Below are 26,247 nucleotides of genomic sequence, written 5' to 3' on the forward strand. Positions count from 1 at the left end.
AGACATCTCCGGCGTCAGCTGCTAAAGTCCGCTTATTTTTGAGCCCGTAATTCATGACGAAGAAAAATGCCGGCTACCATGCGTTTCTGGTCGGGGCGGGAATTCTGCTCAGCCGTATCATGGGGCTGGTCCGGCAACGGGTGTTTTCTCACTTCTTTGGCTTGTCCGATATTGCCGACGCCTTCAGCTCGGCGCTGAGAATTCCCAATTTCCTGCAAAACCTGTTTGGCGAAGGGGTGCTGTCGGCCTCTTTTATCCCGGTTTACGCGCGTCTGCTGGCCGAGGGCCGCGACGAAGAGGCGGATCGGGTGGCGGGTGCGGTCGGTGCGATTCTGGCCCTGAGCGTTTCCGTCATCGTGCTGGTCGGGATGGCGGCCACGCCTTATCTATTGTGGGCGATCGCTCCCGGCTACACCGGCGCAAAACGCGAACTGACCATACTGCTGGTGCGCATTCTCTTTCCCGGTACCGGCGTGTTGGTGTGCTCGGCCTGGTGCCTCGGCATCCTTAACAGCCATCGCAAGTTTTTCCTGTCCTATTCGGCGCCGGTGGTCTGGAATCTGGCCATGATCGCGGCGATGATCGTGTTCCGGCATTCCCATCTCGATCGTCTGGCCGTTTATCTGGCCTGGGGGACGGTCGCCGGCTGCCTGCTGCAGTTTCTGATTCAGGTGCCGCCTGTGCTGCGCGTGACGCACGGCCTGCGCTTGCGGCCGGATGCCGGCAATGTGCATGTCCGCACCGTGATCCGCAATTTCGGTTCGGTGGCGGTCAGCCGCGGTGTGGTTCAGATCAGCGCCTACGTCGATCAGGCTCTGTCCACCTTGCTGGGGCCGGGGGTGATGGCGGCGATGACGACGGCTGCGACGATCAATATGCTGCCGGTGAGCCTGTTCGGCATGGCCGTGTCGGCGGCGGAACTGCCTGCCATGGCGGGGGCCGTCGGCGACGAGGACGCGTCGGCGGTGGCAAAGGCATTACGCGAGCGGCTGGACCGCGGACTGCGGCAGATCGCCTTTTTCATCGTGCCGTCGGCGATGGCCTTTTTTGCGTTCGGCGATGTCGTCACCGCCGCGCTGTATCAGACCGGCAAGTTTACGCATGCGCATTCGGTCTTCGTCTGGAGCATCATTGCCGGCTCCGGGGTCGGTCTGCTGGCGACGACGCTGGGGCGCCTGTACTCGTCCACCTATTACGCGCTGCGCGACACCCGTACCCCGCTGCGCTATGCGCTGGTACGTCTGGTGCTGACCACCTTGCTGGGCGTGTTCTGCGTGTTCGCCCTGCCGCCCTGGTTCGGCATTGCTCCGCGCTGGGGCGCCGCCGGGCTGACCGCATCGGCGGGCATCGCCGGCTGGGTCGAGTACATGCTGCTGCGTCGCGGCATGAATGCCCGCATCGGTGTCACCGGTCTGCCGTTCGGGTTGATGGCCCGCTTGTGGGGCGCGGCGACGATCGCGGCGGCCGTCGGCGGGGGGGTGAAATGGGCGCTCGGGCGCGGGCATCCGGTGTGGCTCGCGCTGTGGGTGCTCGGGGGGTATGGCGTGGTGTATTTCGCGCTGACCTTCGCGCTGCGCATCCAGGAAAGCCGGGCCTTGCTGGGTAAAGTGGCGCGCAAGCTCGGGAGACGATAGCGCGCGCGGCGGTCGAACTGACGGCCGCCGCCCACGGCTTCACTTCCAGGGTGGTGGCCAGGCATTCTTACGAGTGCCGGCGCGCAAGGGGGGCGGCGGCCCTCCCTTGCGCAGGCGCCTAGCGCCGATTGCGCGACTTCTTTTTCTTCTTCTCCGGGTTCGGATTCAACGCCGCCAGTTCCTTTTGTTTCTCGAGCTGGGCCGCGCTCCTGGCATCGTAGTAGTCCTTGTTCTCCAGGTAGTGCTGGTGGCGCGCTTCCTTCTTGGCTGCGGCCTCATCCGCCAGACGCTTCTTCTCGGCGTTTTCCAGTGCCTTGCGCGCCTCTTTCGCCGCCTTGCCGGCTGCGATGCGAGCTTGTTCTTCGGCTTCGATCGCCGCCATTTCCTCGCGGCTCTTGCCCTTCCCGGTCTTTTCGAACAAGGCGATCGATTCGACGTGACCGGTATGCGGGAACATGTTGATGATGCCGGCCGCGCGCAGGGTGTAGCCCTTGGTGTTGACCAGGATGCCGGCGTCGCGCGCGAGCGTGGCCGGGTTGCAGGAGACGTATACCAGTCGCTTGGGCGCGGTCTCGTCGGTCATTGCCTTGCACAATTGCACGGCGCCGTCGCGCGGCGGGTCGATCAGCATCTTGTCGAAGTGTCCGAGCGCGGCGAGAGAGTCCTCGGTCACGTCGAACAGGTTGGCCATTTCATAATCGACTCTGGATTCGAGACCATTGAAGGCGGCGTTCTCGCGTGCGCGGCGGACGAGAGCGTCGCTGCCTTCCATGCCGTACACGGTGGCGCCGCTGCGCGCGATCGGCAGGGTGAAGTTGCCGATGCCGCAGAACATGTCGGCGATGCGTTCACCGGCTTGCGGCGCCAGCAGCCGCATCGCGCGCGCGACCATGACCGCGTTGATCTGCGGGTTGACCTGGGTGAACTCGGTCGGATAATAAGGCATCTCGATGCGGAATTCGGGGATCGTGTAGCTCAAGCGCGGCGCGTCTTTCGGGTAGAGCGGATAACAGGTGTCCGGCCCCTTCGGCTGCAGCCAGATCTGCAACGGACGGTCGGGGCGGCCGTGGCGATCCGAAAATTCGCGAAACAGGGCTTCATCGGCCTCGTTGATCGCGTCCATATTGCGGAACACGATGATGTCGACCTTGTGGCCTACCGCGATTTCGGCCTGCGGCATGCGATCCTTGATCGACAGGCGGAAGATCATCGCGCGCAGGGGCATGATCAGGGCCGAAATATGCGGTGGCAGAATATGGCATTCGCTCATCTCGGCGATATAGGCCGACCGTTTTTCGTGAAAACCCACGAGCACGCCGCCTTTTTTCTCGACCAGGCGTGCCGACATCCGCGCGCGGTGGCGATAGCCCCATTGCGGGCCGGCGATCGGCGGCAGAATGATGTCGGGCTTGACCTTGCCCAGACGCTGCAGATTGTCTTCCAGTATCCGCTGCTTGATCGCGACCTGCGCCGCGCCGTCGACGTGCTGCATGGAGCAGCCGCCGCAGACGTTGAAATGCGGGCAGCGCGGTTGTGTACGCATGAAACTTTCCTTGAGCACGGCCTCGGTATCGGCGTTCTCATAGGTAGGTTTTTGCCGGTAAGAACGGTATATTACTTTTTCATAGGGTAGTGCGCCGTCGATGAAAAGAGTTTTGCCATCGACATGGGCGACGCCACGACCCTCGTGGTCGAGCGACTCTATCACGGCAATGTTCGGGAACGAATTCATGGTTTGCTTGCCAAATCAACTGCTAAAAGAGCGATTTTCTCAAAATACGGAGTCTCGCGCTGGCTTTTTTGAAGACGTGGCGACAAGCCGGACGCGACGGGAGCGCTCCGGAGGTGACAGGAATCGGCCAAGGAATGGGTGAGACGGTGAAAAGCAGGTGTGCTTGGGGGATATTGATGGGTTGGCTGGCGATGGCTCCCGCCTGGGGGCAGACGCCCGAGCCCGATGTCCAGGTGGTTCAGCACGGTTTGCAGGTGGTGATCAATCTGCCGCAGACGCGGCTGTTCCTCTACCAGGACGGTTTGCTGGTCAAGTCCTACCCGGTGGCGGTCGGCAAGATGTTGTCGCGCACGCCGACGGGCCGTTTCGATGTCACCGGGATCTATCGTGATCCGACCTGGTTCGTGCCTCGCAGCATCCAGGACGAGATGAGATCCAGGGGCAAGCCGGTGCAGACATCGATCCCGCCCGGCGATGACAACCCGCTGGGGCGCGTGTTCATCCGCTTCGGCGAAACCTCGCTCGGCCTCGGCATTCATGGAACCAACGCGCCGGGCAGCGTGCCCGGCTTCCGCAGCCATGGCTGCGTACGCATGAAAAACGACGACGTGCTCGAGCTGGCAAGCCATCTGGGGCGCGGCACGGCGGTGACGGTGGCCTATCAGCCCATCTTGCTCAACGAAGATGCGGCCGGGCAGTTGTGGCTGACGGCCTTCAGTAATCCCTACCGTCATGACGATGTCGCGATGACGCGGCTGGCCGAGACGCTGCTGGCCTGGCAGCGCGAGCATCGCATCGCCGTGTACGGCCGCCGCGTCGACGAAGCCTTGCAAGTGCGCAACGGCAAGCCGGTTTGTCTGAGCTGCCGCTCGCCGGCGCGCGATACGGGCGAGCTGATCGCGGTGCGCTGGCTGAGCGCGCCGCAGGAGGAGGGCGGGCATGACGGCGCGCCATCCGACAGCATGCCCGCCCGCACCGGCGGCGCCTTGCAGGCGGCGCCGGCCTGAAGTCGGTTTGCGGCAGGTTTTGTCGTCAGCGTACAATGGCTTCTTTAATTTGCCCTGCTGGATCTTCCGACATGATACGAACCCGATTCGCCCCGAGTCCCACCGGCTTTCTGCATATTGGTGGCGTGCGCACCGCTTTGTTCTCCTGGGCATTTGCCCGCAAGAACAAGGGCAGCTTCGTGCTGCGCATCGAGGATACCGACCTGGAGCGTTCCACCCCGGAGTCGGTCAAGGCGATTCTGGACGGCATGCATTGGGTTGGCCTGGATTACGACGAAGGTCCTTTCTACCAGACCCAGCGTTTCGACCGCTATAAGGCGGTGATCCGCCAGCTGCTGGATGCCGGTCATGCCTATCTGTGCTATTGCAGCCGCGAAGAGCTGGAGGCTCTGCGCGCGGGGCAGGAAGAACGCGGCGAGAAACCGCGTTATGACCGCCGCTGGCGTCCGGAGGAGGGCAAGGTCCTGCCGCCGCCCCCGGCTGGCGTCGAACCCGTGGTGCGTTTCAGGACTCCGCTGAGCGGAGTCGTGGCCTGGGAGGATGCGGTCAAGGGGCGTATCGAAATCAGCAATGAAGAGCTCGACGACCTGATCATCGCGCGCCCGGACGGCAGCCCGACGTATAACTTCTGCGTCGTGGTCGACGACTGGGACATGCAGATCACCCACGTCATCCGTGGGGACGACCACGTCAACAATACGCCGCGCCAGATCAATATCCTGCAGGCGCTCGGCGCGCCGCTGCCGGTCTACGGCCACCTGCCGATGATACTCAATGCCGACGGCCAGAAAATGTCCAAGCGGCGCGATGCGGTCAGCGTCGTCGATTACGCCGAGCGGGGCATTCTGCCCGAGGCCTTGCTCAACTATCTGGCGCGCCTGGGTTGGGGGCACGGCGACGACGAGCTGTTCGATATGGCGCAGTTCGTCGAGTGGTTCGATCTGGACGCGGTCAGTTCCTCGCCTTCGCGTTTCGACGGCGAAAAACTGCTGTGGCTGAACGCCCAGTATCTGAAGTCGGCCTCGCTCGACCGGCTGGCCGGACTGGTCGCACCGCGTCTGGCCGCCGCCGGCATCGATACGGCCGCCGGCCCGGCGCTGGGCGAGGTGATCGCGCTGCTGCGCGAGCGGGTGCAGGACCTGAATGCGCTGGCGCTGGAGTGCGACTACTTCTACCGTCGCCGCACACCGGACGAGGCCGAGGTGGCCAAGCATCTGGGCGACGAGTCCCGCGCGCGCATGGCCCGTTTTGCCGAACGCCTGGCCGCTCTCGACGACTGGAGCGCCGCCTCCATCCACGAATTGTTCAAACCGTTCTGCAGCGAGGAGGGGATCAAGATGGGCTTGCTCGGCATGCCCTTGCGCATCCTGGTATGCGGCACCGCGCACACGCCATCGGTCGATGCCGTGCTGGCCCTTATCGGCAAGCAGCAGGTTCTGGAGCGCATGGCCGCGTTCGGGAGCTGATCGTCGCCGCGACCCTCGTGAATCGGCCTGTACCGATGACGGCACGCGACGTGGCGCAGGCTCTGGCCATCGTGCTGATCTGGGGCGTCAATTTCGCCGTCATCAAGTGGGGCGTGCACGGGGTGCCGCCGTTGCTGCTGGGGGCGCTGCGCTTTGGCACGCTGGCGGCGGTCGCGGTCTGGTTCGTCCCGCGGCCGGCCCTGCCCTGGCGCTGGCTGATCGCCTATGCGCTGACCGTGGCGGTCGGACAGTTCGGCTTTCTGTTTTGTGCGATCAAATTCGGCATGCCGGCCGGTCTCGCCTCGGTGGTGCTGCAGGCTCAGGTGTTCTTTACGCTCGTGCTCGGACGCTGGCTGGCGCGCGAGCATTGGCGGCGCGAGCAGCTGTTCGGGCTCGTTCTCGCGCTCGCCGGGCTCTTCCTGATCGGCATCGCTCACGGCTCGGCCATGAGTGTGGCTGGTTTTGTCCTGACGCTGCTGGCTGCGCTGAGCTGGGGGGCTTCCAATATCGTGGTGCGCCTGATCGGTGCGGCCGGCCATCGCATCGAGCCGGTCGGACTCGTGGTCTGGTCGTCCCTGATTCCACCTTTGCCTTTCCTGCTGCTGTCCTGGTGGCTGGAGGGGTATGACGCTGATCTGGAGGCCTTGCGGCATTTTTCTGTCGGCATGCTCCTGGTCGTGCTCTACCTGGCCTTTGCCGCCTCGCTGCTCGGTTATGGCCTGTGGAGCCGCTTGCTGTCGCGGTTCCCGGCCAATCGTGTCGCACCCTTTTCGCTATTGGTCCCCGTGATCGGTCTGTTGACCGCCTGGGGACTGCTGGGCGAGCAGTTGACTGTCCTGCAGGCGTCGGGCAGCGTCTGCCTGCTGGCAGCCTTGCTGGTCAATACGCTCTCTTCCCTGCGGCGCGGCTGAGAATACCGGCGTCGGTGCGGGAGTTGACGCCGCCCCACTTCGCTTCCTACCCTTGGCATATCACGTTGAAGGGTGTCCCCATGTTTCCCATGATTCGACTGTCCCGTTGTCTGAGCCTGCTCGGACTGTGCCTGATGCTGCTGACGGCCCCGTTGTCGGCCGCGACCCTGATTGTCGAAGGGCATGCCGCGCTCGGTGCCGGGACGCGCGCCGCGCGCGAAAGTGCGATGCAGGATGCGCTGCGCATGGCGGTGCTCAGCCAGGGAGGCGATGGTCGCGTGCCGGCGGGCAAGGTCAAGGTGCTGGACGAGGGCGAGCGCTACGGGGTGTATTTTGTCCGTCTGCGCGTTCAGAGCGCGGCGGCGGCGCCCGCGTGCGCGGCGAGCGCCCGCGCGATGCGCCGCCGCGTACTGACGACGTATTTCCAGGTCGAGCGCCCGGTCGACGCTTCGGATCTGAACGATCTGGCGACGGTCGTGCCGCAGGATCTGGCGCGGCGCTTGCAGCGCTACCCCTCCTTGCGTGCGATGGCCATGGGCGGAGTGTCGGTGCTGGACGGCGGGGTGCTGCCGGAGTCTGGTGCCGGCATTGATAACGCACGCGAATTGGCGAGCCGCGCCGACGCGCAGCTCGTCGTGGCCGGGCGCGTCGTCTCGACCATGATCACGTCGCGCGGCTTGCGCGCCGCCGTGTTCGAGTCGAAAGGCATCCCGGATGCGCGGACGGTCTATGACGGGCCCTTTTCCTCCCTGATCGGAGGCGTCCTGCGCCGCACGCCGAACGCGAGGCAGTTTGAGCTCGAACTCTGGATCTACGACGGCTTCAGCGGTGCGGTGGTGGCCGATGAAAGGCTGGCCGGGCTCGCGCACGGCGATGTCGAGCCGTCGTCGGCTCCGCCGTTTGCATCGGCCGAATTCTGGCAGACGGACTACGGGCAGGTGGTTGACGACGTCCTGTTGCGTGCCGAGCACCGCATCGCCGAAGTCGCCGGCTGTGTTGCCTTTGCCGCCCATATCGTGAAGGTCGATGGCAATCAGGTGACGCTGGATGCGGGGAGCGCCGACGGCCTGGCGGTCGGTGACCACCTGCTCGCCTATCGCCAGGCCGCATTGCCGATGCGGACGCTGAATACCGGGTTCAAGCGCGCGGTGGAAGAGGAAGTCGCCGGCGAAATGAAGCTGACCGAGGTGCAGCCAGGGCGCTCGCTGGCGACCCTGGTCGCGTCCCCGGTGCAGGTCGAGGCTGGCGACTATGCCCGGTTTGTCCCTGCGCCGTGACTGCGCGAATCACTGCGGGCCGAGGCGATTTGAACCGCCGCCGCGATGACGGGGCCATGCAGGAGCCACGCGCGGGATGGGCGCCAGTGAGCGGCGGCCCTTATCCGGTGCGGGCGAAAAACAAAAAAGCCCAAGCGCATGCTTGGGCCGGAGACGGGGAGGGCGCTGCGGTTCGCGTGCAGCGCCGGGCCTGTCAGCTGGCCAGCCAGCTGCCAGGGTGCCCCTCGAGCCAGGTCTTTATCGCACGCGCATCGTTGACGCGCGTCGCGTTGCCGCCCGAGTCGAGCAGCACGAAGATCAGCGGCTGCGAGCCGACGGTGGCTTGCATCACCATGCAATGGCCTGCTTCCTGGATATAGCCGGTCTTTTGCACGGCGATGTCCCACTGTCCCTGACGAACGAGGGCATTGCTGTTCTTGTACTGCAATTCGCGGTTGGCGCGGATCATCACCGAATGCTGCTGCGTGGTGGTGAAGGTGCGGATCATCGGGTAGCCTTCCGCGGCCTTGACCATGCGCGCCAGATCGCGTGCCGTCGACGTATTGCGCATGTCCAGTCCGGTCGGATCGTGGAAAATGGTGTCGTTCATGCCGAGCGCGCGTGCTTTGCGGTTCATTTTTTCCACGAAAGCGGCGGTGCCGCCGGGAATGGAGCGCGCAAGGGCGGCGGCGGCGCGGTTTTCCGACGACATCAGGGCCAGCAGCAGCAATTCGCGGCGCGGCAGAGTGGTGCCTATTGCCAGGCGCGAGTGCGAGTTCTTCAACCGGTCGATCTCGGCATCGGTGATGGTGACCGGCTCATCCAGCGCAACGCCAGAGTCCAGCAGCACCATGGCTGTCATCAGCTTGCTGATCGAGGCGATCGGCATTCTCTCGTCGATGTTTTTCTGGTAGATCGGGTCGCCGTTGACGCCGTTGAGAATCAGCACGGAGTGCGAGTAGAGACGGGGAACGGCATGGCCGGACATCTGCGCGGCGACTTTGACGTTGTGGGCCGCGACGACGGACGGACCTGCCCATGCGGGCAAGGCGAGTGCGAAGGCAACCATCAAACCAGAAATTTTCCTCAACATTGCGAACCTGTTCCTGTTACTGACGTGGGTAATTAAACTGATAAGTCGTATTTTAAACAACCTTGGGCCGAGGTGAACCTTTTCTTTTCCTAAGAAATGCTACAACAGCCGTTCTCTTGCGATTTTGACGCATTTTTACCCTTGCGTCGGGCGCAAATCCGCTCGCCGCGAGCAAATAACCCGGGTCGCTGCCGGACGCCGGACGCCGCGGCGGCGAATAAGGTTAAGTCCGAGGGGCGCTTGGAGTAAACTGATGGGTCCCTATCCGCTGTCGAGAGTGCATCCATGCTAATGACCTTTCCGGGCAGTCCCTTTCGTCTGAACCAGCCGTTCCAGCCCGCCGGCGACCAGCCCGCCGCGATCGAGCACCTGGTCGAAGGCCTGGACGACGGCCTGTCGTTTCAGACGTTGCTGGGCGTAACGGGTTCCGGAAAAACCTTCACCATGGCCAATGTCATCGCCCGCACGGGGCGCCCGGCCATCATCATGGCGCATAACAAGACGCTGGCGGCCCAGCTTTACTCCGAGATGCGCGAGTTCTTTCCGGAGAACGCGGTCGAATATTTCGTGTCGTATTACGATTACTACCAGCCGGAAGCCTATGTGCCGAGCCGGGATCTGTTCATCGAGAAGGATTCCAGCATCAACGAGCATATCGAGCAGATGCGGCTGTCGGCAACCAAGTCCATTCTCGAACGGCCCGATTGCGTGATCGTGGCCACGGTTTCGGCCATTTACGGCATCGGCGACCCGACCGAATATCATCAGATGATCCTGCATCTGAAAGAAGGCGAGAAGATGCCGCAGCGCGATATCATCGCGCGCCTGGTGGCGATGCAATACGACCGCGCCGACGTCGATTTCGCGCGCGCGACCTTCCGCGTACGCGGCGACGTCATCGATATCTATCCGGCCGAAAGCGCCGAACTGGCTGTGCGCATCTCGATGTTCGACGATGAAATCGAGTCCCTGTCCATGTTCGATCCGTTGACCGGCGCGGCGCGTCACCGCGTCGGGCGCTTCACGGTTTTCCCCGGCAGCCATTATGTGACGCCGCGCGATACGGTGCTGCGCGCCTGCGAGCGCATCAAGAACGAGCTGACCAGCCGCGTCGAGTTTTATCAGCGCGAAGGCAAGCTGGTCGAAGCGCAGCGCATCGAACAGCGCACCCGCTTCGATCTGGAAATGCTATACGAAATGGGCTTCTGCAAAGGCATCGAAAATTATTCGCGCCTGTTTTCGGGCCGCCCGGAGGGGGCCGCGCCGCCGACCCTGATCGATTACCTGCCGAAGAACGCCCTGATGTTCATCGACGAGTCGCATGTGACGATCCCGCAGGTGGGCGGCATGTACCGCGGCGACCGCGCGCGCAAGGTCAATCTGGTCGACTACGGCTTCAGGCTGCCATCGGCGGTGGATAACCGGCCGCTGATGTTCGAGGAGTTCGAGCGTCTGATGCCGCAGACCATCTTTGTATCGGCCACCCCATCCGACTATGAAGCCGCGCATGCGGGGCAGGTGGTCGAGCAGGTGGTGCGCCCGACCGGCCTGGTCGACCCCGAGATCGAAGTGCGCCCGGTCGGCAGCCAGGTCGACGACTTGTTGTCCGAGATACGCCTGCGCAGCGAACGCAACGAACGCGTGCTGGTCACGACGCTGACCAAGCGCATGGCCGAGCAGTTGACCGATTACTACAGCGAACACGGGGTCAAAGTGCGCTATCTGCACTCGGACATCGATACGGTAGAGCGGGTGGAGATCATCCGGGATCTGCGCCTCGGCATGTTCGATGTGCTTGTCGGCATCAATCTGCTGCGCGAAGGGCTGGACATCCCCGAGGTCTCGCTGGTGGGCATCCTCGATGCCGACAAGGAAGGTTTTCTGCGCTCGGACCGCTCCTTGATCCAGACCATAGGCCGTGCGGCGCGCAATCTGCACGGCCGCGCCATCCTGTACGCCGATCGGATCACGCCCTCCATGCAGCGCGCGATGGATGAGACCGGGCGTCGCCGGACCAAGCAGTTGGCGTTCAACGAACAACACGGTATTGTTCCGGTCGGGATTAATAAAAAGATCAAAGATCTGATCGACGGCGTGTACGACGTCGAGTCGGAACGCAAGAAGCTGGTCGACGAAGCGCGCGTGGCGATGATGGACGAAAAATCGCTGGCGCGCGAAATCAAGCGGCTCGAAAAAGAAATGCAGGAAGCGGCGCGCAACCTTGAATTCGAGCGCGCTGCGCAACTGCGCGACGAGTTGAAGGCATTCAAGGAAAAAGCCTGGATCAACGAATTGTGAAAGACGGAGAGGCATGAACGGAAAGGCCAAGCTCGAAATCCTGTTTGTCTGCCACGGCAATATCTGTCGTTCGCCGACGGCCGAAGCGGTGATGCGCGCCCGTCTGGAAGAGGCCGGCTTGTCCGCCAGGGCCCGGGTCGATTCTGCCGGCACTCACGACTACCATGTGGGTGAAGCCCCCGATCCGCGCGCCTGCCGCGCAGCGCAGGCGCGCGGTTACGATATGTCGCGTCTGCGTGCACGCCAGGTCGAGGCGAGCGATTTCGAGCGTTTCGATCTTGTGCTGGCCGCCGACCGCAACAATCTGGCTTTTTTGCAGCGCCGCTGTCCGGCCGCCTATCGCCACAAGCTGGCGCTGATTCTCGATACCCTGCCGCCGCCGGGGCTGGAAGTGCCCGATCCCTATTACGGCGGCGCATCGGGTTTCGACCGGGTGCTGGACATGATAGAGGCGGCTTGCGACGGCTGGATCGTGCGCCTGTTCGGGGGGGAGTGAAACCGCCCTGCTAGCTTAAGCTACGGTTTTGTTGTATTCAGGTTAAAATAACGCAACAGGCAACGGCCTGTTCATCGGTTCAGCTGGGGGAAACACTGTTATGCCTTCGTCAGGTAAGACGCACTTACCCATTGAGGTTGCGCCAAGCCTGAGCGCCGACGTCATTCTGCCCTTGCGCCCATCGCGTCAGCCCTTGTCGCGCCAGACCGTCATCGTGATCGGCTCGTCGACCGGCGGGACCGAGGCCTTGCGCCACGTTCTGTCCGCATTGCCCCTGCATATGCCGCCCATTCTCATCGCTCAGCACATGCCCGAGATGTTCACGCGCTCGTTCGCGACGCGGCTCGATTCCCTGAGCAAGCTCGCTGTGCACGAGGCCGAAAACGGCGAGAAGCTGCAGGATGGCACGGTGTACATCGCGCCCGGCCATTCCCATCTCATGATCCGCCCGGCGCAGGGCGTCGGTTTCGTTACCGAATTGAGCCGTGGCGATGCGGTCAATCGCCATCGCCCCTCGGTCGACGTCTTGTTCCGTTCTGCCGCCAATGTCGCCGGCCGCAATGCCATCGGCGTATTGCTGACCGGCATGGGGCGCGACGGCGCAAACGGTTTGTTAGAGATGCGGCAGGCCGGCGCCTATAATATCGCGCAGGACGAGGCGAGCTGTGTCGTGTTCGGCATGCCCAAGGAGGCGATCGCCCTCGGGGCGGCGCACGAGATACTTCCTTTGCAATCGATCGCCAATCGACTGGTGGCCCTGGCGTCTCAGCGCCAGGCCTCGGTCTAGAAACACGGAATATCGATGAAGTTTTTGCCTGTACTGGTCGTCGAAGACGACGCCGATTTGCGCGAGGCCATTGTCGATACGCTGGCCCTGGCCGGTTATGAATCGATTTCCGCCGGCGATGGCGGCGAGGCGCTGGAACGTCTGAAAAAGACGCCGGTCGGCTTGATCATCTCCGATGCGCAGATGGAGCCTATGGATGGCTATGCGCTGTTCGCCGAGGTCAAGCGCCAGTATCCGGGCGTTCCCTTCATCCTGATGACGGCGCATGGCGTGATCGAGCGCGCGATCGACCTGCTGCGCGCCGGGGCCACGCATTACCTGCTCAAACCGTTCGAACCGCCGAGCCTGATCGCCGAGGTCGAGAAGCATCTGCTCGGCCTGCCCGAGCCGGATGGCGACGAGGTCGTGGCGGAGTCGCCGGCGATGCGGCAGTTGTTTGCGCTGGCCGGCCGGGTCGCCCAGAGCGATGCCACGGTGCTGATTTCCGGTCCGAGCGGCGCGGGCAAAGAAGTGCTGGCGCGCTATATTCATCGCTACTCGCGCCGTGCCGCAGGGCCCTTTGTCGCCGTCAACTGCGCGGCGATTCCGGATAGCCTGCTCGAGTCGACGCTGTTCGGGCACGAGAAGGGGGCTTTTACCGGCGCCAGCCAGGCCATGGCCGGCAAGTTCGAGCAAGCGCAGGGCGGCAGCCTGCTGCTCGACGAAATTACCGAAATGCCGCTGGCCCTGCAGGCCAAATTGTTGCGGGTGCTGCAGGAGCGCGAGCTGGAGCGGGTCGGGGGGGCGCGGACGATCCGGCTCGACATCCGGGTGCTGGCGACGTCCAATCGCGATATCCAGGCCGAAGTCGACGCCGGCCGTTTCCGCGAGGATCTGTATTTCCGGCTCAATGTCTTCCCGCTCGCAATACCGGCCCTGGCGGCCCGGCGCGAGGATATCCTGCCCTTGGCACGACGTGTGCTTAAAAGGTACGCTGAGGCCGCCGGACGAAGCGCGCTGACCCTGTCAGCCGACGCGGAGCGTCATTTGACGGCCTATAGTTGGGAGGGTAACATCCGCGAACTGGAAAATGTCATGCAGCGGGCGGTCATTCTTGCCGCCGGGGCGGAAATTCTTGCCGCCGATTTGCTGTTGCCGGACGTTTTCGGTGCCGCGGAACTGCCTGCCCGAACGCTGGCGGCGAGTTGCGACGAGCCGCCCGATGCGGATATGAAAACGCTGGAAAAGCGACATATTCTGGAAACCTTGACGACGGTTGGCGGCGTCAAGAAACTGGCGGCCGAAAAACTCGGCATCAGCGAACGCACTTTGCGCTATAAATTGCAGCGCTACCGTGACGAAGACGCCGATGCCTGAGCCGGCACGATGGAGTAACCATGGCTACGCAAGGCATTAACCAGACGCAAGGCATTGACCAGCTGTTGGGCGAGTTGCGCTCGGCTTCGGCTCTCGCCGCGGGCAAGGCTGCACCCGCCCAGAGTGCCGATGCGGCCGGCGAAGTCGATTTCGGTTCCGTGCTCAAGTCGACCCTCGAGCAGGTCAACTCGGCGCAGCAGACTTCGCAGGAAATGCAGCAGCAGTTCGAACTGGGACAGAATGGGGTCAACCTGCAGGATGTTATGGTATCGTTGCAGAAAGCCAGTTTGTCATTCCAGACCATGCAGCAGGCGCGGAACAAGCTGGTTTCTGCCTATCAGGAAATCATGAACACCCAGGTCTAGCCTGTCTTGTCGCTAAAGCCGACAGCGGTTAGAACCGAAAGCTAAAACCACTGTATGGCTGATCTGGTAGAAAATGCGACGCCCGCCTGGCGCAACCGGCTGAATGAAGCGACGGATCGTTTCAAGGCCCTGCCCGCCAACAAGAAGGTCGTCTTCCTCGGGGCGCTTGCCGCCCTGTTCGCCGTCATCGTCGGCGCCGCCGTGCTCAATCGCACGCCGTCCTACCGCGTGCTGTTTTCCAATCTGGCCGACCGCGATGGCGGGCAGGTGGTCGCGTCGCTGCAGCAAATGAATATTCCCTATCAGCTCGGCGCCGGCGGCGTGATTTCGGTTCCGGCCGAAAATGTGTACGACGCGCGCCTGAAGCTGGCGGCGCAAGGCCTGCCCAAGGCCGGTGGCGTCGGCTTCGAGCTGATGGATAACCAGAAATTCGGTATCAGCCAGTTCGCCGAGCAGGTCAATTACCAGCGTGCGATCGAAGGCGAGCTGGCCAAGACCATCGAGTCTGTGGCGGCGGTCGAGTCGGCGCGCGTGCATATCGCGATCCCGAAGCAAAGCGTATTCGTGCGCGAGCAGGACCCGTCGACAGCCTCCGTGATGTTGAGTCTCTACGCGGGGAGAGTGCTGGATTCGGGTCAGGTCGCCGGCATCGTGCATCTGGTGTCGAGCTCGGTTCCCGGCCTGCAGGCCAAGAACGTGACCATTGTCGACCAGGACGGCAATCTGCTGTCGCAGCAGCCCGATACCACGAATTCGGCCGGTCTCGATCAGCACCAGCTCGGCTATGTGCACCAGGTGGAAGATAGTTACGTCAAGCGGATCGAGGCAATTCTGGAACCGGTGTTCGGCAAGGGCAATGCCCGTGCCCAGGTGACGGCGACCATGGATTTTTCCGAAGTCGAACAGACATCGGAAACGTTCCGTCCCAATTCCAGCCCCAATCCTTCCGCCACCCGCAGCCAGCAGATCGTGGAAAAACTCGGCAACGGTTCGACCCAGCCGAGCGGAGTGCCCGGCGCGCTGTCCAATCAGCCTCCCGGCGCCGCTTCCGCACCGATCACGCTGCCGCCCGGCGCGGCGCCCGGAACGCAGACCCTGTCCGGTCAGGCGATGGGCCAGAACGGCGCCCTCGAACGCGATATCACGACCAATTACGAAGTCGACAAGACCATACAGCACACGACCTTGCCCAAGGGGGCGCTCAAGCGCCTGTCGGCGGCCGTGGTGGTCAATTACCGCAATATGCCCGACCGTACCGGTCAGTTGAAGCCGACTCCGCTGACGGCGCAAGAAGTCCAGCAGATCAATAACCTGGTCAAGGAGGCGATGGGGTACAACGCACCGCGCGGCGACACGGTCAACGTGGTCAACGCGGCCTTCGCCGATTCGGCGCCGCACGCGACGATGCAGGAAAAAGTGGCCGATTATGTCACGGCCAATCTGACGCAAATCATCAAATATGCCCTGCTCGGCATCGCCGTGCTTTATCTGCTGTTCGGCGTGGTACGGCCGGTGATGCGCGAGGTGATGAAACCCAAACCGGTACCCCTGGTCGGACCGGAGGGCGGACGGCTGCTGGCGGTGGCGGGCGACGAGGACGAAGGCGAGGGAGCTGCCGGCGACGGCGGCAAAGGTGGCACGGGCCCGGGCGGCGAAGGCGGCGAGCCGGAAAGCCCGCAGACGGCGGCCAAGACGGCGCTACGCAAACATTACGCCAACAATCTCGAGGCGGCGCGCGACGCAGTGAAGACCGATCCGCGCATGGCCGCCCAGATCATCAAAGAATGGATCAGCTCCGATGAGTGAGTCCGGAATCCGTCGCAGCGCGGTATTGCTTTTCAGTCTCGGCCAGGCCGAGGCGGTCGAAGTATTCAAATACCTCGGGCCGAAAGAGGTGCAGAAGCTGTCGCTGGCGATGGCGGCGATCAGCAACCTCAGCCACGAGGAAATCGACAAAGTCATCGAGCAGTTCCGCGAGGAATGCGCGGCGCGCGCGAGCTTTGGCGCCTCGGACGAATATCTTCGCAACGTGCTGATCGAAGCCCTGGGGCCGGACAAGGCGGCGAACCTGCTCGACAAGATCATGCAGGGCAACGACCACAGCGGCATCGAAAGCCTGAAGTGGATGGATCCGTCGTCGGCGGCCGATCTGATCCGCAACGAACACCCGCAGATCGTCGCCACCATCCTGGTTCACCTCGATCCCGACCTGTCGAGCTCCATTCTGGCCTTTTTCCCGGAGCGCCTGCGCAATGAAGTGCTGATCCGGACCGCAACGCTGGAAGGGGTGCAGCCGCAGGCTCTGCGCGAGCTCAATGATGTGCTCACGCAATTGCTGGCCGGCTCCGACCGCATCAAGAAGAGCGCGGCGGGCGGCGTCGGCATGACGGCCGAGATTCTCAACTTCATGGGTGGCAATGTCGAAGCGTCCGCGCTCAACTATATCCGCGAATACGACCCCGAACTCGCGCAGCGCATCCAGGACAAGATGTTCGTGTTCGAGAACCTGCTCGATATCGACGATCGCTCCATCCAGACGATTTTGCGCGAGGTGCAGACCGATTCGCTGGTTATCGCGCTCAAGGGCACCAGCGCCGAGCTTAAGGACAAGATCTTCCGCAATATGTCGCAGCGTGCGGCTGAAATGCTGCGCGACGATCTGGAGTCCAAGGGACCGGTCAAATTGTCCGAGGTTGAAGCCGAACAGAAGGAAATCCTCAAAGTGGTACGCAAGCTCGCCGACGATGGTCAGATCGTGCTAGGCAGCAAGGGCGGGGACGAAGGCCTTGTCGAATAAGGGCATCATCCCTGCCAGCGAGCAGGACGGCTGGCGGGTGTGGCAGCCGGGTGAAATCGAGTCCGGCATCCCCGGTCTCAGTGCCGAGCAGCTGGCGGCGCTGTCGGCCGCCGCCGGGCAGTCCGGCTCCGACGATGCCGCCGGCGAGGCGGCGGATCTTCCTCCGCAACAGCTCGGCTATCCGACGGCTGCCGAGCTCGAGGCCATCCATCAGGACGCCTGGCAGACCGGGCATGACGCGGGTAGCGAGGCGGGTTTTGCCGAGGGGCATGCCGCCGGCCTGCTGTCCGGTCGCGAGCAGGGCCGAGCCGAAGCGCTGGAGCAATTCTCGGTTGCCTGGCAACCCCTGGCCCAGCTCGCGCAAAACTTCGCCGCCGGCCTCGACGCTTTCGAGGCGAGGCTGTCGGGCGATCTGCTGGCACTCGCGCTGGAACTGGCCGAACGCATGGTCGCGGCACACATCGAATACAATCCCCACGCCATCGAAGCCCTGTTGCGCGAAGCCCTGGCATCGGTTCCTTCGACACTGGCGCGCGGCAGGCTGCGTGTCAATCCGGCCGATCTGGAAGTTGCGCAGGTTTTCCTCGAACAGGAGCGTCCGCAGACGCAGTGGCAGTGGGTGGCGGACGAAAGCATCGCCCGCGGCGGTTGCCTGCTGGACAGCCCGAACCTGGCACTGGACCTGACGTTGGCGACGCGTAGCGCCGCCTTGCGCAGCGCACTGGGATTGGACGGCGGCGATGCCGAACTCTGACTGGCTTGCGCGCCAAAGCCGCTATCTGGGGGCCTGCGCCGAGCGTGTGAAATGTCTGCCGCTATCGCAGCCCTGCGGCAGGCTGACACGCGTAACCGGCATGGTCATGGAAGCGGTCGGGCTCAAATTGCCGGTCGGCAGCGCCTGTCAGGTGGATCTGCCGGGGCAGGGGGTGGTCGAGGCCGAGGTGGTCGGCTTTGCCGGCGACAAGGTTTTTCTGATGCCCTTGTCAAATGTTCAGGGCCTGCTGCCGGGAACGACGGTGCGTCCCTACGACAACAGCCATCCTCCTCGCTTTGGCCATTCGTCTACTCAGATGGAACCGCTGCAATCCGGCGGGCGGCAGGTGCCGGTCGGTTTCGGTTTGCTCGGGCGGGTGCTCGATTCGCTCGGCCGTCCGCTCGACGATCTCGGCCCCATTCATCCCGATGCCTATTTTCCTTTGCACAGCCAGCCGCTCAATCCGCTCGGGCGCTCTCCCGTGCGTGACGTTCTGGATGTCGGCGTGCGCGCGATCAACGGCCTGATGACGGTCGGGCGCGGTCAGCGGCTCGGGCTGTTCGCGGGCTCGGGCGTTGGCAAGAGCGTTTTGCTGGGGATGATGGCCCGTTTTACCCGCGCCGACGTGGTGGTCGTGGGCCTGATCGGCGAACGCGGTCGCGAGGTGAAAGACTTCATCGAACAGATTCTGGGTGAAGAGGGGCGCCGCCGTTCGGTCGTGGTGGCCGCTCCGGCCGATATGCCGCCTTTGATGCGGCTGCACGGGGCGGCCTATGCCACCGCGCTGGCCGAGTACTTCCGCGCCGAAGGCAAGGATGTGCTGTTGCTGATGGACTCGGTCACGCGCTACGCGATGGCGCAGCGCGAAATCGCGCTGGCCATCGGCGAGCCGCCGGTGACCAAGGGCTACCCGCCCTCCGTTTTCGCCCGCTTGCCGCAGTTGATCGAGCGTGCCGGCAACGGGCCCGAAGGCGGCGGCTCGATCACCGCTTTTTACACCGTGTTGTCCGAGGGCGACGACCAGCAGGATCCGATCGCCGACTCGGCGCGCGCGATTCTTGACGGACACTTTGTCCTGTCGCGCGAACTGGCCGAATCGGGACACTACCCGGCAATCGATATCGAACAGTCGATCAGCCGCGTCATGGTTGATGTGGTGCCGCCCGCGCATACCGATCTCGCACGTCGTTTCAAGCAGCTTTATTCGCGCTACCAGCGAAACCGCGATCTGATCAGTGTCGGTGCCTATGTCGCCGGTTCCGACCCGCAGCTGGACGAAGCCATCCGGCGCCAGTTGCAGATGATCGGCTTTCTGACCCAGCCCATGCACGAATCGCACGACTATCCGTCCTCGCTGGCCCAGCTTGGCGGCGTGCTGATGTAAACGGCAGCAAGCATCCATGGCCGACGGTAAATTCACCCTGCTGCTGCGACTCGCCGGCGAAAAGGTCGAGGCGGCCGGCGAGCGCATGCGACGCGCCCAGGCGCTGGCGGTACAGGCGCAAGGCAAGATGTCGCAGCTCGATGCCTTTTTGTCCGAGTACCAGCAACGCTTGCGCGATGGGGGGATGCGTGGCATGAGCATTTCGCAGTGGCAGGATTTTCAGCGCTTTCTCGCTCGTCTGCAGGAGGCGGTGCAGGTTCAGCGCGGCGAAACCGATCATGCCGTGCAGCGTTTTCTGCTTGAGCGTCAGGCATGGCAGGATGAGCGCAAGCGGCTCAAGGCATTCGAAAAGCTGGATGAACGCGAAGCGGCGCGTCTCGCCCTGGCCGAGGCGCGCCGGTCACAGAAGGCCACCGACGAGTTTGCCACCCGCCGCTTCTGGGACAGCCAGCAAGTACGGGACGAAGACTGAACGTTCCGGCACGCTTATTGCTGTATCACGGCTAACCACATGGAGAGTCGTGACCATGACCATCAGCTTGATCCCCACTGCCGCACCCGCACAGACCGCATCTGCACAGGCCGCACCGACCGCGTCTTTCTCTGCCGCTTCCATCGGCACGGACATGAGCGCGGCTGCAACGCAGGCGCCCGGCGAACCGGGCAGCGATGCGGCGATGCAGGACTTGTTTGCCAGTTTGCTCGGCGCTGAAATCAGCCTGCTCGGGCAAGGGGGGGCGCCCGCCGCGGGCACTGCCAGCGCGAAGCCCGCTGCGGCCCCGGACAGCCTGAGCGCCAAGAACGACAGTGCTTCGGACGCTCCGGCCAAGGCGGTCGATCCGACCCTGATTCCCGACCTGGCGGCACAGATCATGGCGCAGAGCGCGATGACATCGGCCATGCAGGCGCCGCCCCCGGTGCCGGCCTTCGCCGACCCTTCCGTCGACCCGAATGCCATTGCTGCCGCAGGCGGTAGCCGCCGTGCCGATGGCACGGACGCGCTGGCGGCGGCGACCCTGCTCGGCGCGGGAAAAACGGGGTCCGACAAGGATGGACCACATGCAGGGACCCTGCAAAATTTGCCGTCCAAGGACGGTGGGGCGCAATTATTGCCGTTCCAGGACGTTCAACAGCAGCAGTTGTCCGCCAGTCAGTCGGTCGGGGTTCACACCCCCCAGGCACAGAACGAGGCCAGCGCCTTGCCGGCAACAACGTTCACCATCAATACGCCGGTCGGCGATCAGACCTGGTCGCGCCAGGTCGGCAGCCAGGTTCTCGCCATGGTCAGTCTCAAGGCCGATCACGCGCAGATCCAGGTGTCCCCCCCCGAGCTCGGGCCGATCACGGTCTCGCTCAAACTCGATGGCAATGCCAATACCGCGCAGGTCATGTTCAGCGCCGACTCTGCCGCCACTCGCGACGCTTTGCAGAACAGTTTGCCGCGGCTGACTGAAATGATGGCGGCGAGCGGAATCCAGCTGTCCGATGCCCAGGTGTCGAGCCAGTCGCAGGGGCAGCGCCAGGCGGCAAATCCGCAAGCCAAACCCTCGCGCCGCGGCGACACCGTCGCGGTGGAGGACGTGGAAACCCTGACCACGACACTTCTAAGCGCGCGCATGCTTTCCACCTACGCGTAATCAGAGGCCGTGCACTCGGCCGAATCCTGTCATAATCACAGCCCTGGGCCCGAGTTCGGGGTTGTGCATGGCACAAAGTCCCGTTCTGGAGCCGCTTTGCCCGGATTATTCGCACCTGGCCCCTGTTCAGGCTGTGTCGAAATCTGGAAAATGCATGCAAGAAATCGCTTAAAATTCCAGAATACCTATACGTACGGAACCGAGTGCTCATGGCTGAAGAGAAAAAGGTGGAAAAAGAGGCTAAACCGGCTGGCGGCGGCAGCAAGCTGATGCTGATCGCCGTTGTCTTGCTGGTGCTGGTCCTGGTGGCTGTTGCAGGCGTGGGATACCTGTTCCTGCATAAGCCGGCGGCGGCGGGTGGGGCGCAAGCCGAGACGACGCAGACCAAGAAGAAGGATGCGCCTCCCGCCTTCGAAAAGCTCGATACCTTCGTCGTGAATCTGACCGGTGCTTCCGGCAGTCTGCTGCAGGTCGACATGCAGGCCGAAGTGTCCGACGAAGAAGCCAAGAAAAAACTGACCGACTACATGCCAAAAATCCGCAGTGCGGTGATTTTGCTATTGTCGTCGAAGAGCGCGGATGAATTGGCCACGGCCGAGGGCAAGATCAAGCTCAAGACGCAAGTCAAGCAGATCATCAATCAGTCCATGGACGCTCCCGACGATAACCCGCCGGTCGTGAACGTCCTGTTCACCTCTTTCATCATTCAGAACCAGTAAGGCCATGGGCGACGATATCCTGTCCCAGGAGGAGGTCGATGCCCTGCTGCGGGGCGTCACCGGGGAGGACGACGAGGACACCAGCGGCGGCGATTCGGAGGGCATACGCACCTACGATATCGGTCGCCAGGAACGCATCGTGCGTGGGCGGATGCCGACGCTCGAGATCATCAACGAGCGTTTCGCCCGCAATCTGCGCATCGGGCTGTTCAACTTCATTCGCCGCAACGCCGAAATTTCGGTCGGACCGGTGCGGGTGCAGAAGTACAGCGAATTCATTCGCAATCTGGTGGTGCCGACCAACCTGAATCTGGTTCATATCAAGCCGATGCGCGGCACGGGATTGCTGATTTTCGATCCGGATCTGGTATTTCTCATCGTCGATAATCTGTTCGGCAGCGACGGTCGTTATCATGTGCGTGTCGAAGGGCGGGATTTCACCCCGACGGAACAGCGCATCATCCAGCGTCTGCTGGACGTGGTGTTCACCGAGTGCCAGAAGGCATGGGAACCGGTCTATCCGATCGAATTCGTCTATCTGCGCTCGGAAATGAATACCCAGTTCGCCAATATCGCGACGCCGACCGAAGTGGTGGTGGCGGTGACCTTCCACATCGAATTGGGGGCGGGCGGCGGCGATTTTCACATCTGCATGCCTTACTCGATGGTCGAGCCGATTCGCGATATCTTGTCGAGTACCATGCAGGCCGACCGGACCGAAGTCGATAATCGCTGGGTCAGTCTGATGTCGCGGCAGGTGCAGGCGGCCGAAGTCGAACTGGTGGCGACGCTGGGCGAGGCCAGGGTCACGCTCGGGCAGATCCTCAATCTCAAGCAGGGCGATGTGGTGACGCTGGAGATACAGGACTCCATCGTGGCGGATGTGTCCGGCATTCCGGTTTTCCAGTGCCATTATGGTACCCTGCACGGACGTTATGCCTTGAAAGTCGATACGGTTCTGGCCGGCGCGCAGGAACTCGCCGATGCGAAGGCCGCAGGAGAAGAAACAGATGACTGACGAACAAATGGCGTCGCCAGCCGACGCGGCGCCGGAAGAAGAAATTTCGATGGACGACTGGGCCGCAGCGATGGCCGAGCAGACCGTGGCCGATAGCGCCGAAGCCGCTCCGGCTCCGGCCCCCGCCACCGGTCTGTTCAAGGATCTCGGGGCCGGCGATCCTGCGCAGAACATGCCGCCGAATCTCGACATGATTCTGGACATCCCGGTCGCACTCACGGTGGAGCTTGGCCGGACCAAGATCGCGATTCGCAATCTGCTGCAACTCGCGCAGGGCTCGGTGGTCGAGCTCGACGGACTGGCCGGTGAACCGATGGACGTCCTGGTGAACGGCTGTCTGATCGCCCAGGGCGAAGTCGTCGTGGTCAACGATAAATTCGGTATCCGTCTGACCGACATCATCACGCCGGCCGAACGTATCCGGCGCCTGCAGAAATGAGATTGCCCCTGCTGACGGCGCTGTTGGCGCCGGTGCCTGCCTGGGCCGCGGCCGTGCCGGCCATCGCCTCTCCATCCCCGCTGGCCGGCATCATGCAAGTCGTGCTCGGCCTGGCCGTGGTGCTGGCTGCCATCGCGGCCTGCGCCTGGATGTTCCGCAAAGTCTCTGCCGGCGCCCTTGGCGGCGGCAGCCGGCTCAAGGTGGTGAGCGCGGTGATGGTAGGGCAGCGCGAGCGCGTGGTTGTGGTCGAGATCGAGGGCGAGTGGTTGGTTCTTGGCGTGACTGCGCAAGCAATTAACCGACTGGCGCGTATGCCGCGCCCCGCCAGTGCCGACGTCGATGCGCCTGCCGGCGGTGGCGAACCGTTCGCCCGCTGGCTCAAAGCGGCGATCGACAAAGCGCGGCCGTCTTCCGATAAAGCGGTTTCATGAAACGTTTGTTCCTGATTCTGGGGATAGGGTTCGCCCTGTTTCCCCTGCTGGCCGAAACGGCCGGCCTGCCCCTGATGAACAGCACCCCGGGGCCGGGAGGCGGACAGAATTACTCGATCAGCCTGCAGATGATGCTGTTCATGACCGCCTTGAGTTTCATTCCGGCCATGTTGCTGATGATGACCTCCTTCACCCGCATCATTATCGTCCTGTCCCTGCTGCGTCAGGCTCTCGGTACGCAGTCGGTGCCGCCCAACCAGGTTCTGGTCGGCCTGGCCCTGTTCCTCACGGTCTTCATCATGGGCCCGACGCTGGATCAGATCTATACCAAGGCATGGGTGCCGTATTCCGATGATAAAATCACCTTCAACCAGGCGCTCGACGTCGGTGGCAAACCCTTGCGCGAGTTCATGATGCATCAGACGCGGGAAAAGGACCTGGCCTTCTTCATCGAAATTTCGCGTTCGCCCAAGCCGGCGACACCGGCCGATGTCTCGATGAAGACGCTGATTCCGGCCTATATCATCAGCGAGCTGAAAACGGCATTCCAGATCGGTTTCATGGTTTTCATCCCGTTTTTGATCATCGATCTGGTCGTGGCCAGCGTGCTGATGGCGATGGGGATGATGATGGTGTCGCCGGTGATGATATCGTTGCCGTTCAAGTTGATGCTATTCGTCCTGGTCGATGGCTGGACCTTGCTGATGGGGTCGCTGGTACAGAGCTTTTTCACGGGTTGAGTCAGGTAATGAGGAGTTGGCGATGAGTCCCGAACTCGTAATCAATATCGTACAGAACGCCATGTCGGTGCTGCTGATGGTCGCGGCGCCGGTGCTGCTGGTGTCGCTGCTGGTCGGTCTGCTGGTCAGCGTGTTGCAGGCGGCGACCCAGATCAATGAAATGACGCTGACCTTCATTCCGAAATTGCTGGCCCTGTTTCTGACGCTGGTGCTGGCCGGCCCGTGGATGCTCAACACGCTGATCGATTACACCACGCGCTTGTTCCAGAGCATACCGAACGTGATCGGCTGATGATTCCGATCAGCGATGTACAGATCAACGCGATCGTCGGCTATTTTGTGTGGCCGTTTGCGCGTATCACCGGTCTGCTGAGTGCCGAGCCGTTTTTTTCCTCGCGCTCCATCCCCCGTCGCTACCGGGCCGGCTTTGCCCTGGTGCTGACGCTGGTGCTCGCTCCGCTGCTGCCGCCGCTGCCTGCGACCCCTCTGGTGTCGCCCGCGGGGCTGGCCATGCTGTTCGAACAGCTCTTGATAGGCCTGGCGATGGGCTTCGTCATGCGTCTCATCCTGGCGGCAACCGATGTCGCCGGTACGCTGATCAGCAGCGAAATGGGCCTGAGTTTTGCCATGTTCTTCGACCCGCAAAGCTCGACCACGGAGCCGGTCCTGTCCACGCTGCTCGGGGTCTTCATGACCATGCTGTTTTTGTCCTTCGACGGGCCGCGCATCGTGATCGCCACCCTGGTGGACAGTTTCACTGTCCTGCCCATAGGCAAGTCGGTGCCGTGGGTGACCTGGCGCCACATGGCCGAGTGGGGGGGGCAGGTGATAGGGTGGGGCTTGTGGTTGTCCTTGCCGGTCATGGCTGCTTTGCTGGTGACCAACCTGGCCATCGGTGTGATGACTCGCGCCGCGCCGCAGTTCAATGTGTTCTCCTTCGGTTTTCCGCTGACCCTGTCGATCGGTTTCGTCGCGCTCTACCTCGCGCTGCCCTTGATGGCGCCGCAGATCGAGCAGCTCTACCAGCTGGGTTTCAGCTTCATGCTCGGCATGCTGAAGACCGTGAGCTAGGGCCGGGATTCGCCCCGGGAAGCTCATCCGGATATCCGCATGCTGTTGCCCGCATGGCTTTCTGATAAAATGCGCTGTTTTCCGGATCATCGGGCCGCAGGCCGGCCCCACCACGCACCGAGGCGATTATGGCTGGTCATAGTAAATGGGCTAACATCAAGCACAAAAAGGAACGGACGGACGCGAAGCGCGGCAAGATCTTCACCCGTCTGATCAAGGAAATCACCGTAGCCGCGCGCATCGGCGGCGGCGACCCCGACATCAATCCGCGTCTGCGTCTGGCCATCGACAAGGCGCTCGACGCCAATATGCCCAAGGATAATATCCAGCGCGCATCCGATCGGGGCAGCGGCAGCCTTGAGGGCGTCGATTACCTGGAAATCCGCTATGAAGGCTACGGCATCGCCGGCGCGGCGGTGATCGTCGACTGCCTGACCGACAACAAGACGCGTACCGTGGCCGATGTGCGACATGCGTTCTCCAAATACGGCGGCAATATGGGCACCGACGGCTGCGTCGCCTTCCAGTTCACCCACTGCGGCTACCTGGTGTTTGCGCCGGGGGTGAACGAAGATGCCTTGATGGAGGCGGCGCTGGAAGCCGGCGCCGATGACGTGGTCACCAACGACGATGGCTCGATGGAAGTGATTACCGCCCCCTACGAGTTCAGCAATGTGAAAGCCGCGCTGGAAAGCGCCGGCTTCAAGTCCGAGATGGGCGATGTCACCATGCGTCCGCAGAACGAGACGGTGCTGACCGGCGAAGATGCGCAACGCATGCAGAAGCTGCTCGATGCGCTGGAAGACCTGGACGATGTGCAAGAGGTCTACACTTCGGCGGTTATCGAAGAGTAAGC

At 62.9% G+C, this 26,247-nt stretch carries 26 protein-coding genes; 24 read left to right on the top strand and 2 right to left on the bottom strand.

The window, feature by feature from the left end:
- Window positions 1–53 precede the first annotated feature (53 nt).
- Window positions 54–1,634, top strand: a complete 1,581-nt coding sequence (gene murJ, locus G520_RS0100720) for a murein biosynthesis integral membrane protein MurJ (RefSeq protein WP_036664922.1) — start codon at window positions 54–56, stop codon at window positions 1,632–1,634.
- A 118-nt stretch (window positions 1,635–1,752) separates the two neighbouring features.
- Here murJ and rlmD read toward each other — a convergent pair whose 3' ends face one another.
- Window positions 1,753–3,366, bottom strand: a complete 1,614-nt coding sequence (rlmD, locus tag G520_RS20960; RefSeq protein WP_084637386.1) for a 23S rRNA (uracil(1939)-C(5))-methyltransferase RlmD — start codon at window positions 3,364–3,366, stop codon at window positions 1,753–1,755.
- Between the two features lie 176 nt (window positions 3,367–3,542).
- On the opposite strand from rlmD, the gene G520_RS20965 reads away from it, so the two are divergent.
- The 4 genes from G520_RS20965 (at window position 3,543) to G520_RS0100745 (ending at window position 8,027) form a co-directional block, all read left to right on the top strand.
- Window positions 3,543–4,373 carry a L,D-transpeptidase gene (locus G520_RS20965; protein ID WP_084637387.1) on the top strand — a complete coding sequence of 277 codons (831 nt, stop codon included), beginning with the start codon at window positions 3,543–3,545 and terminating at the stop codon, window positions 4,371–4,373.
- Window positions 4,374–4,444: 71 nt separating this feature from the next.
- Window positions 4,445–5,839, top strand: a complete 1,395-nt coding sequence (gene gltX, locus G520_RS0100735; RefSeq protein ID WP_028533999.1) for a glutamate--tRNA ligase — start codon at window positions 4,445–4,447, stop codon at window positions 5,837–5,839.
- A gap of 35 nt (window positions 5,840–5,874) precedes the next feature.
- Entirely contained in the window at window positions 5,875–6,750 is an 876-nt protein-coding gene (locus G520_RS0100740; RefSeq protein WP_028534000.1) for an EamA family transporter, read from the top strand.
- A gap of 80 nt (window positions 6,751–6,830) precedes the next feature.
- Window positions 6,831–8,027, top strand: coding sequence for a flagella assembly protein FlgT middle domain-containing protein (locus tag G520_RS0100745; protein ID WP_028534001.1), 1,197 nt, complete (start codon window positions 6,831–6,833; stop codon window positions 8,025–8,027).
- Window positions 8,028–8,220: 193 nt separating this feature from the next.
- Here the strand turns inward: G520_RS0100745 and G520_RS0100750 are convergent, their stop codons facing one another.
- Window positions 8,221–9,099: a serine hydrolase gene (locus G520_RS0100750; RefSeq protein WP_028534002.1), complete on the bottom strand. Its 879-nt coding sequence runs from the start codon at window positions 9,097–9,099 to the stop codon at window positions 8,221–8,223.
- Between the two features lie 285 nt (window positions 9,100–9,384).
- Here G520_RS0100750 and uvrB point away from each other — a divergent pair, with 285 nt between their 5' ends.
- The 19 genes from uvrB (at window position 9,385) to G520_RS0100845 (ending at window position 26,245) form a co-directional block, all read left to right on the top strand.
- Entirely contained in the window at window positions 9,385–11,397 is a 2,013-nt protein-coding gene (uvrB, locus tag G520_RS0100755) for an excinuclease ABC subunit UvrB (RefSeq protein ID WP_028534003.1), read from the top strand.
- 13 nt (window positions 11,398–11,410) lie between these two features.
- The gene (locus G520_RS0100760) at window positions 11,411–11,893 is read left to right on the top strand and encodes a low molecular weight protein-tyrosine-phosphatase (RefSeq protein WP_028534004.1); all 483 of its coding nucleotides are present in this window, start codon (window positions 11,411–11,413) and stop codon (window positions 11,891–11,893) included.
- 100 nt (window positions 11,894–11,993) lie between these two features.
- A complete protein-coding gene (locus tag G520_RS0100765) occupies window positions 11,994–12,680 on the top strand; it encodes a chemotaxis protein CheB (RefSeq protein WP_028534005.1) in 687 nt (228 codons plus the stop codon).
- A gap of 15 nt (window positions 12,681–12,695) precedes the next feature.
- The gene (locus tag G520_RS0100770) at window positions 12,696–14,036 is read left to right on the top strand and encodes a sigma-54-dependent transcriptional regulator (protein WP_028534006.1); all 1,341 of its coding nucleotides are present in this window, start codon (window positions 12,696–12,698) and stop codon (window positions 14,034–14,036) included.
- Between the two features lie 20 nt (window positions 14,037–14,056).
- Entirely contained in the window at window positions 14,057–14,401 is a 345-nt protein-coding gene (gene fliE / locus G520_RS0100775) for a flagellar hook-basal body complex protein FliE (RefSeq protein WP_036664924.1), read from the top strand.
- 54 nt (window positions 14,402–14,455) lie between these two features.
- Complete coding sequence (fliF, locus tag G520_RS0100780; protein WP_028534008.1) at window positions 14,456–16,207, top strand: flagellar basal-body MS-ring/collar protein FliF; 1,752 nt, start codon at window positions 14,456–14,458, stop codon at window positions 16,205–16,207.
- The gene (gene fliG, locus G520_RS0100785) at window positions 16,200–17,198 is read left to right on the top strand and encodes a flagellar motor switch protein FliG (RefSeq protein WP_028534009.1); all 999 of its coding nucleotides are present in this window, start codon (window positions 16,200–16,202) and stop codon (window positions 17,196–17,198) included. Before fliF ends, fliG begins: the two co-directional genes overlap by 8 nt.
- Window positions 17,188–17,952, top strand: coding sequence for a FliH/SctL family protein (locus G520_RS0100790; RefSeq protein ID WP_028534010.1), 765 nt, complete (start codon window positions 17,188–17,190; stop codon window positions 17,950–17,952). Before fliG ends, G520_RS0100790 begins: the two co-directional genes overlap by 11 nt.
- Entirely contained in the window at window positions 17,939–19,336 is a 1,398-nt protein-coding gene (gene fliI / locus G520_RS0100795; protein WP_028534011.1) for a flagellar protein export ATPase FliI, read from the top strand. Before G520_RS0100790 ends, fliI begins: the two co-directional genes overlap by 14 nt.
- A 16-nt stretch (window positions 19,337–19,352) precedes the next feature.
- A complete protein-coding gene (gene fliJ, locus G520_RS0100800) occupies window positions 19,353–19,808 on the top strand; it encodes a flagellar export protein FliJ (protein WP_028534012.1) in 456 nt (151 codons plus the stop codon).
- A gap of 55 nt (window positions 19,809–19,863) precedes the next feature.
- The gene (locus tag G520_RS23760; RefSeq protein WP_051228768.1) at window positions 19,864–20,973 is read left to right on the top strand and encodes a flagellar hook-length control protein FliK; all 1,110 of its coding nucleotides are present in this window, start codon (window positions 19,864–19,866) and stop codon (window positions 20,971–20,973) included.
- Between the two features lie 209 nt (window positions 20,974–21,182).
- The gene (locus G520_RS0100810; protein ID WP_028534013.1) at window positions 21,183–21,692 is read left to right on the top strand and encodes a flagellar basal body-associated FliL family protein; all 510 of its coding nucleotides are present in this window, start codon (window positions 21,183–21,185) and stop codon (window positions 21,690–21,692) included.
- 4 nt (window positions 21,693–21,696) lie between these two features.
- The gene (fliM, locus tag G520_RS0100815; RefSeq protein WP_028534014.1) at window positions 21,697–22,710 is read left to right on the top strand and encodes a flagellar motor switch protein FliM; all 1,014 of its coding nucleotides are present in this window, start codon (window positions 21,697–21,699) and stop codon (window positions 22,708–22,710) included.
- On the top strand, window positions 22,703–23,149 hold the full coding sequence (gene fliN, locus G520_RS0100820; protein WP_028534015.1) for a flagellar motor switch protein FliN: 447 nt from the start codon (window positions 22,703–22,705) through the stop codon (window positions 23,147–23,149). The genes fliM and fliN overlap by 8 nt, the downstream gene beginning before the upstream one ends.
- Window positions 23,146–23,580, top strand: coding sequence for a flagellar biosynthetic protein FliO (fliO, locus tag G520_RS0100825; RefSeq protein ID WP_028534016.1), 435 nt, complete (start codon window positions 23,146–23,148; stop codon window positions 23,578–23,580). Before fliN ends, fliO begins: the two co-directional genes overlap by 4 nt.
- Entirely contained in the window at window positions 23,577–24,320 is a 744-nt protein-coding gene (fliP, locus tag G520_RS0100830; RefSeq protein ID WP_028534017.1) for a flagellar type III secretion system pore protein FliP, read from the top strand. Before fliO ends, fliP begins: the two co-directional genes overlap by 4 nt.
- Window positions 24,321–24,342: 22 nt before the next feature.
- Window positions 24,343–24,612 carry a flagellar biosynthesis protein FliQ gene (gene fliQ, locus G520_RS0100835; RefSeq protein ID WP_028534018.1) on the top strand — a complete coding sequence of 90 codons (270 nt, stop codon included), beginning with the start codon at window positions 24,343–24,345 and terminating at the stop codon, window positions 24,610–24,612.
- Window positions 24,612–25,391, top strand: coding sequence for a flagellar biosynthetic protein FliR (gene fliR / locus G520_RS0100840; RefSeq protein ID WP_028534019.1), 780 nt, complete (start codon window positions 24,612–24,614; stop codon window positions 25,389–25,391). Before fliQ ends, fliR begins: the two co-directional genes overlap by 1 nt.
- Window positions 25,392–25,519: 128 nt before the next feature.
- Window positions 25,520–26,245 (top strand): YebC/PmpR family DNA-binding transcriptional regulator, encoded by a 726-nt coding sequence (locus G520_RS0100845; protein ID WP_028534020.1) that lies wholly within the window; start codon window positions 25,520–25,522, stop codon window positions 26,243–26,245.
- Window positions 26,246–26,247: the final 2 nt, after the last annotated feature.

Source organism: Paludibacterium yongneupense DSM 18731 (assembly GCF_000422925.1).
Taxonomy (GTDB): Bacteria; Pseudomonadota; Gammaproteobacteria; order Burkholderiales; family Chromobacteriaceae; genus Paludibacterium; species Paludibacterium yongneupense.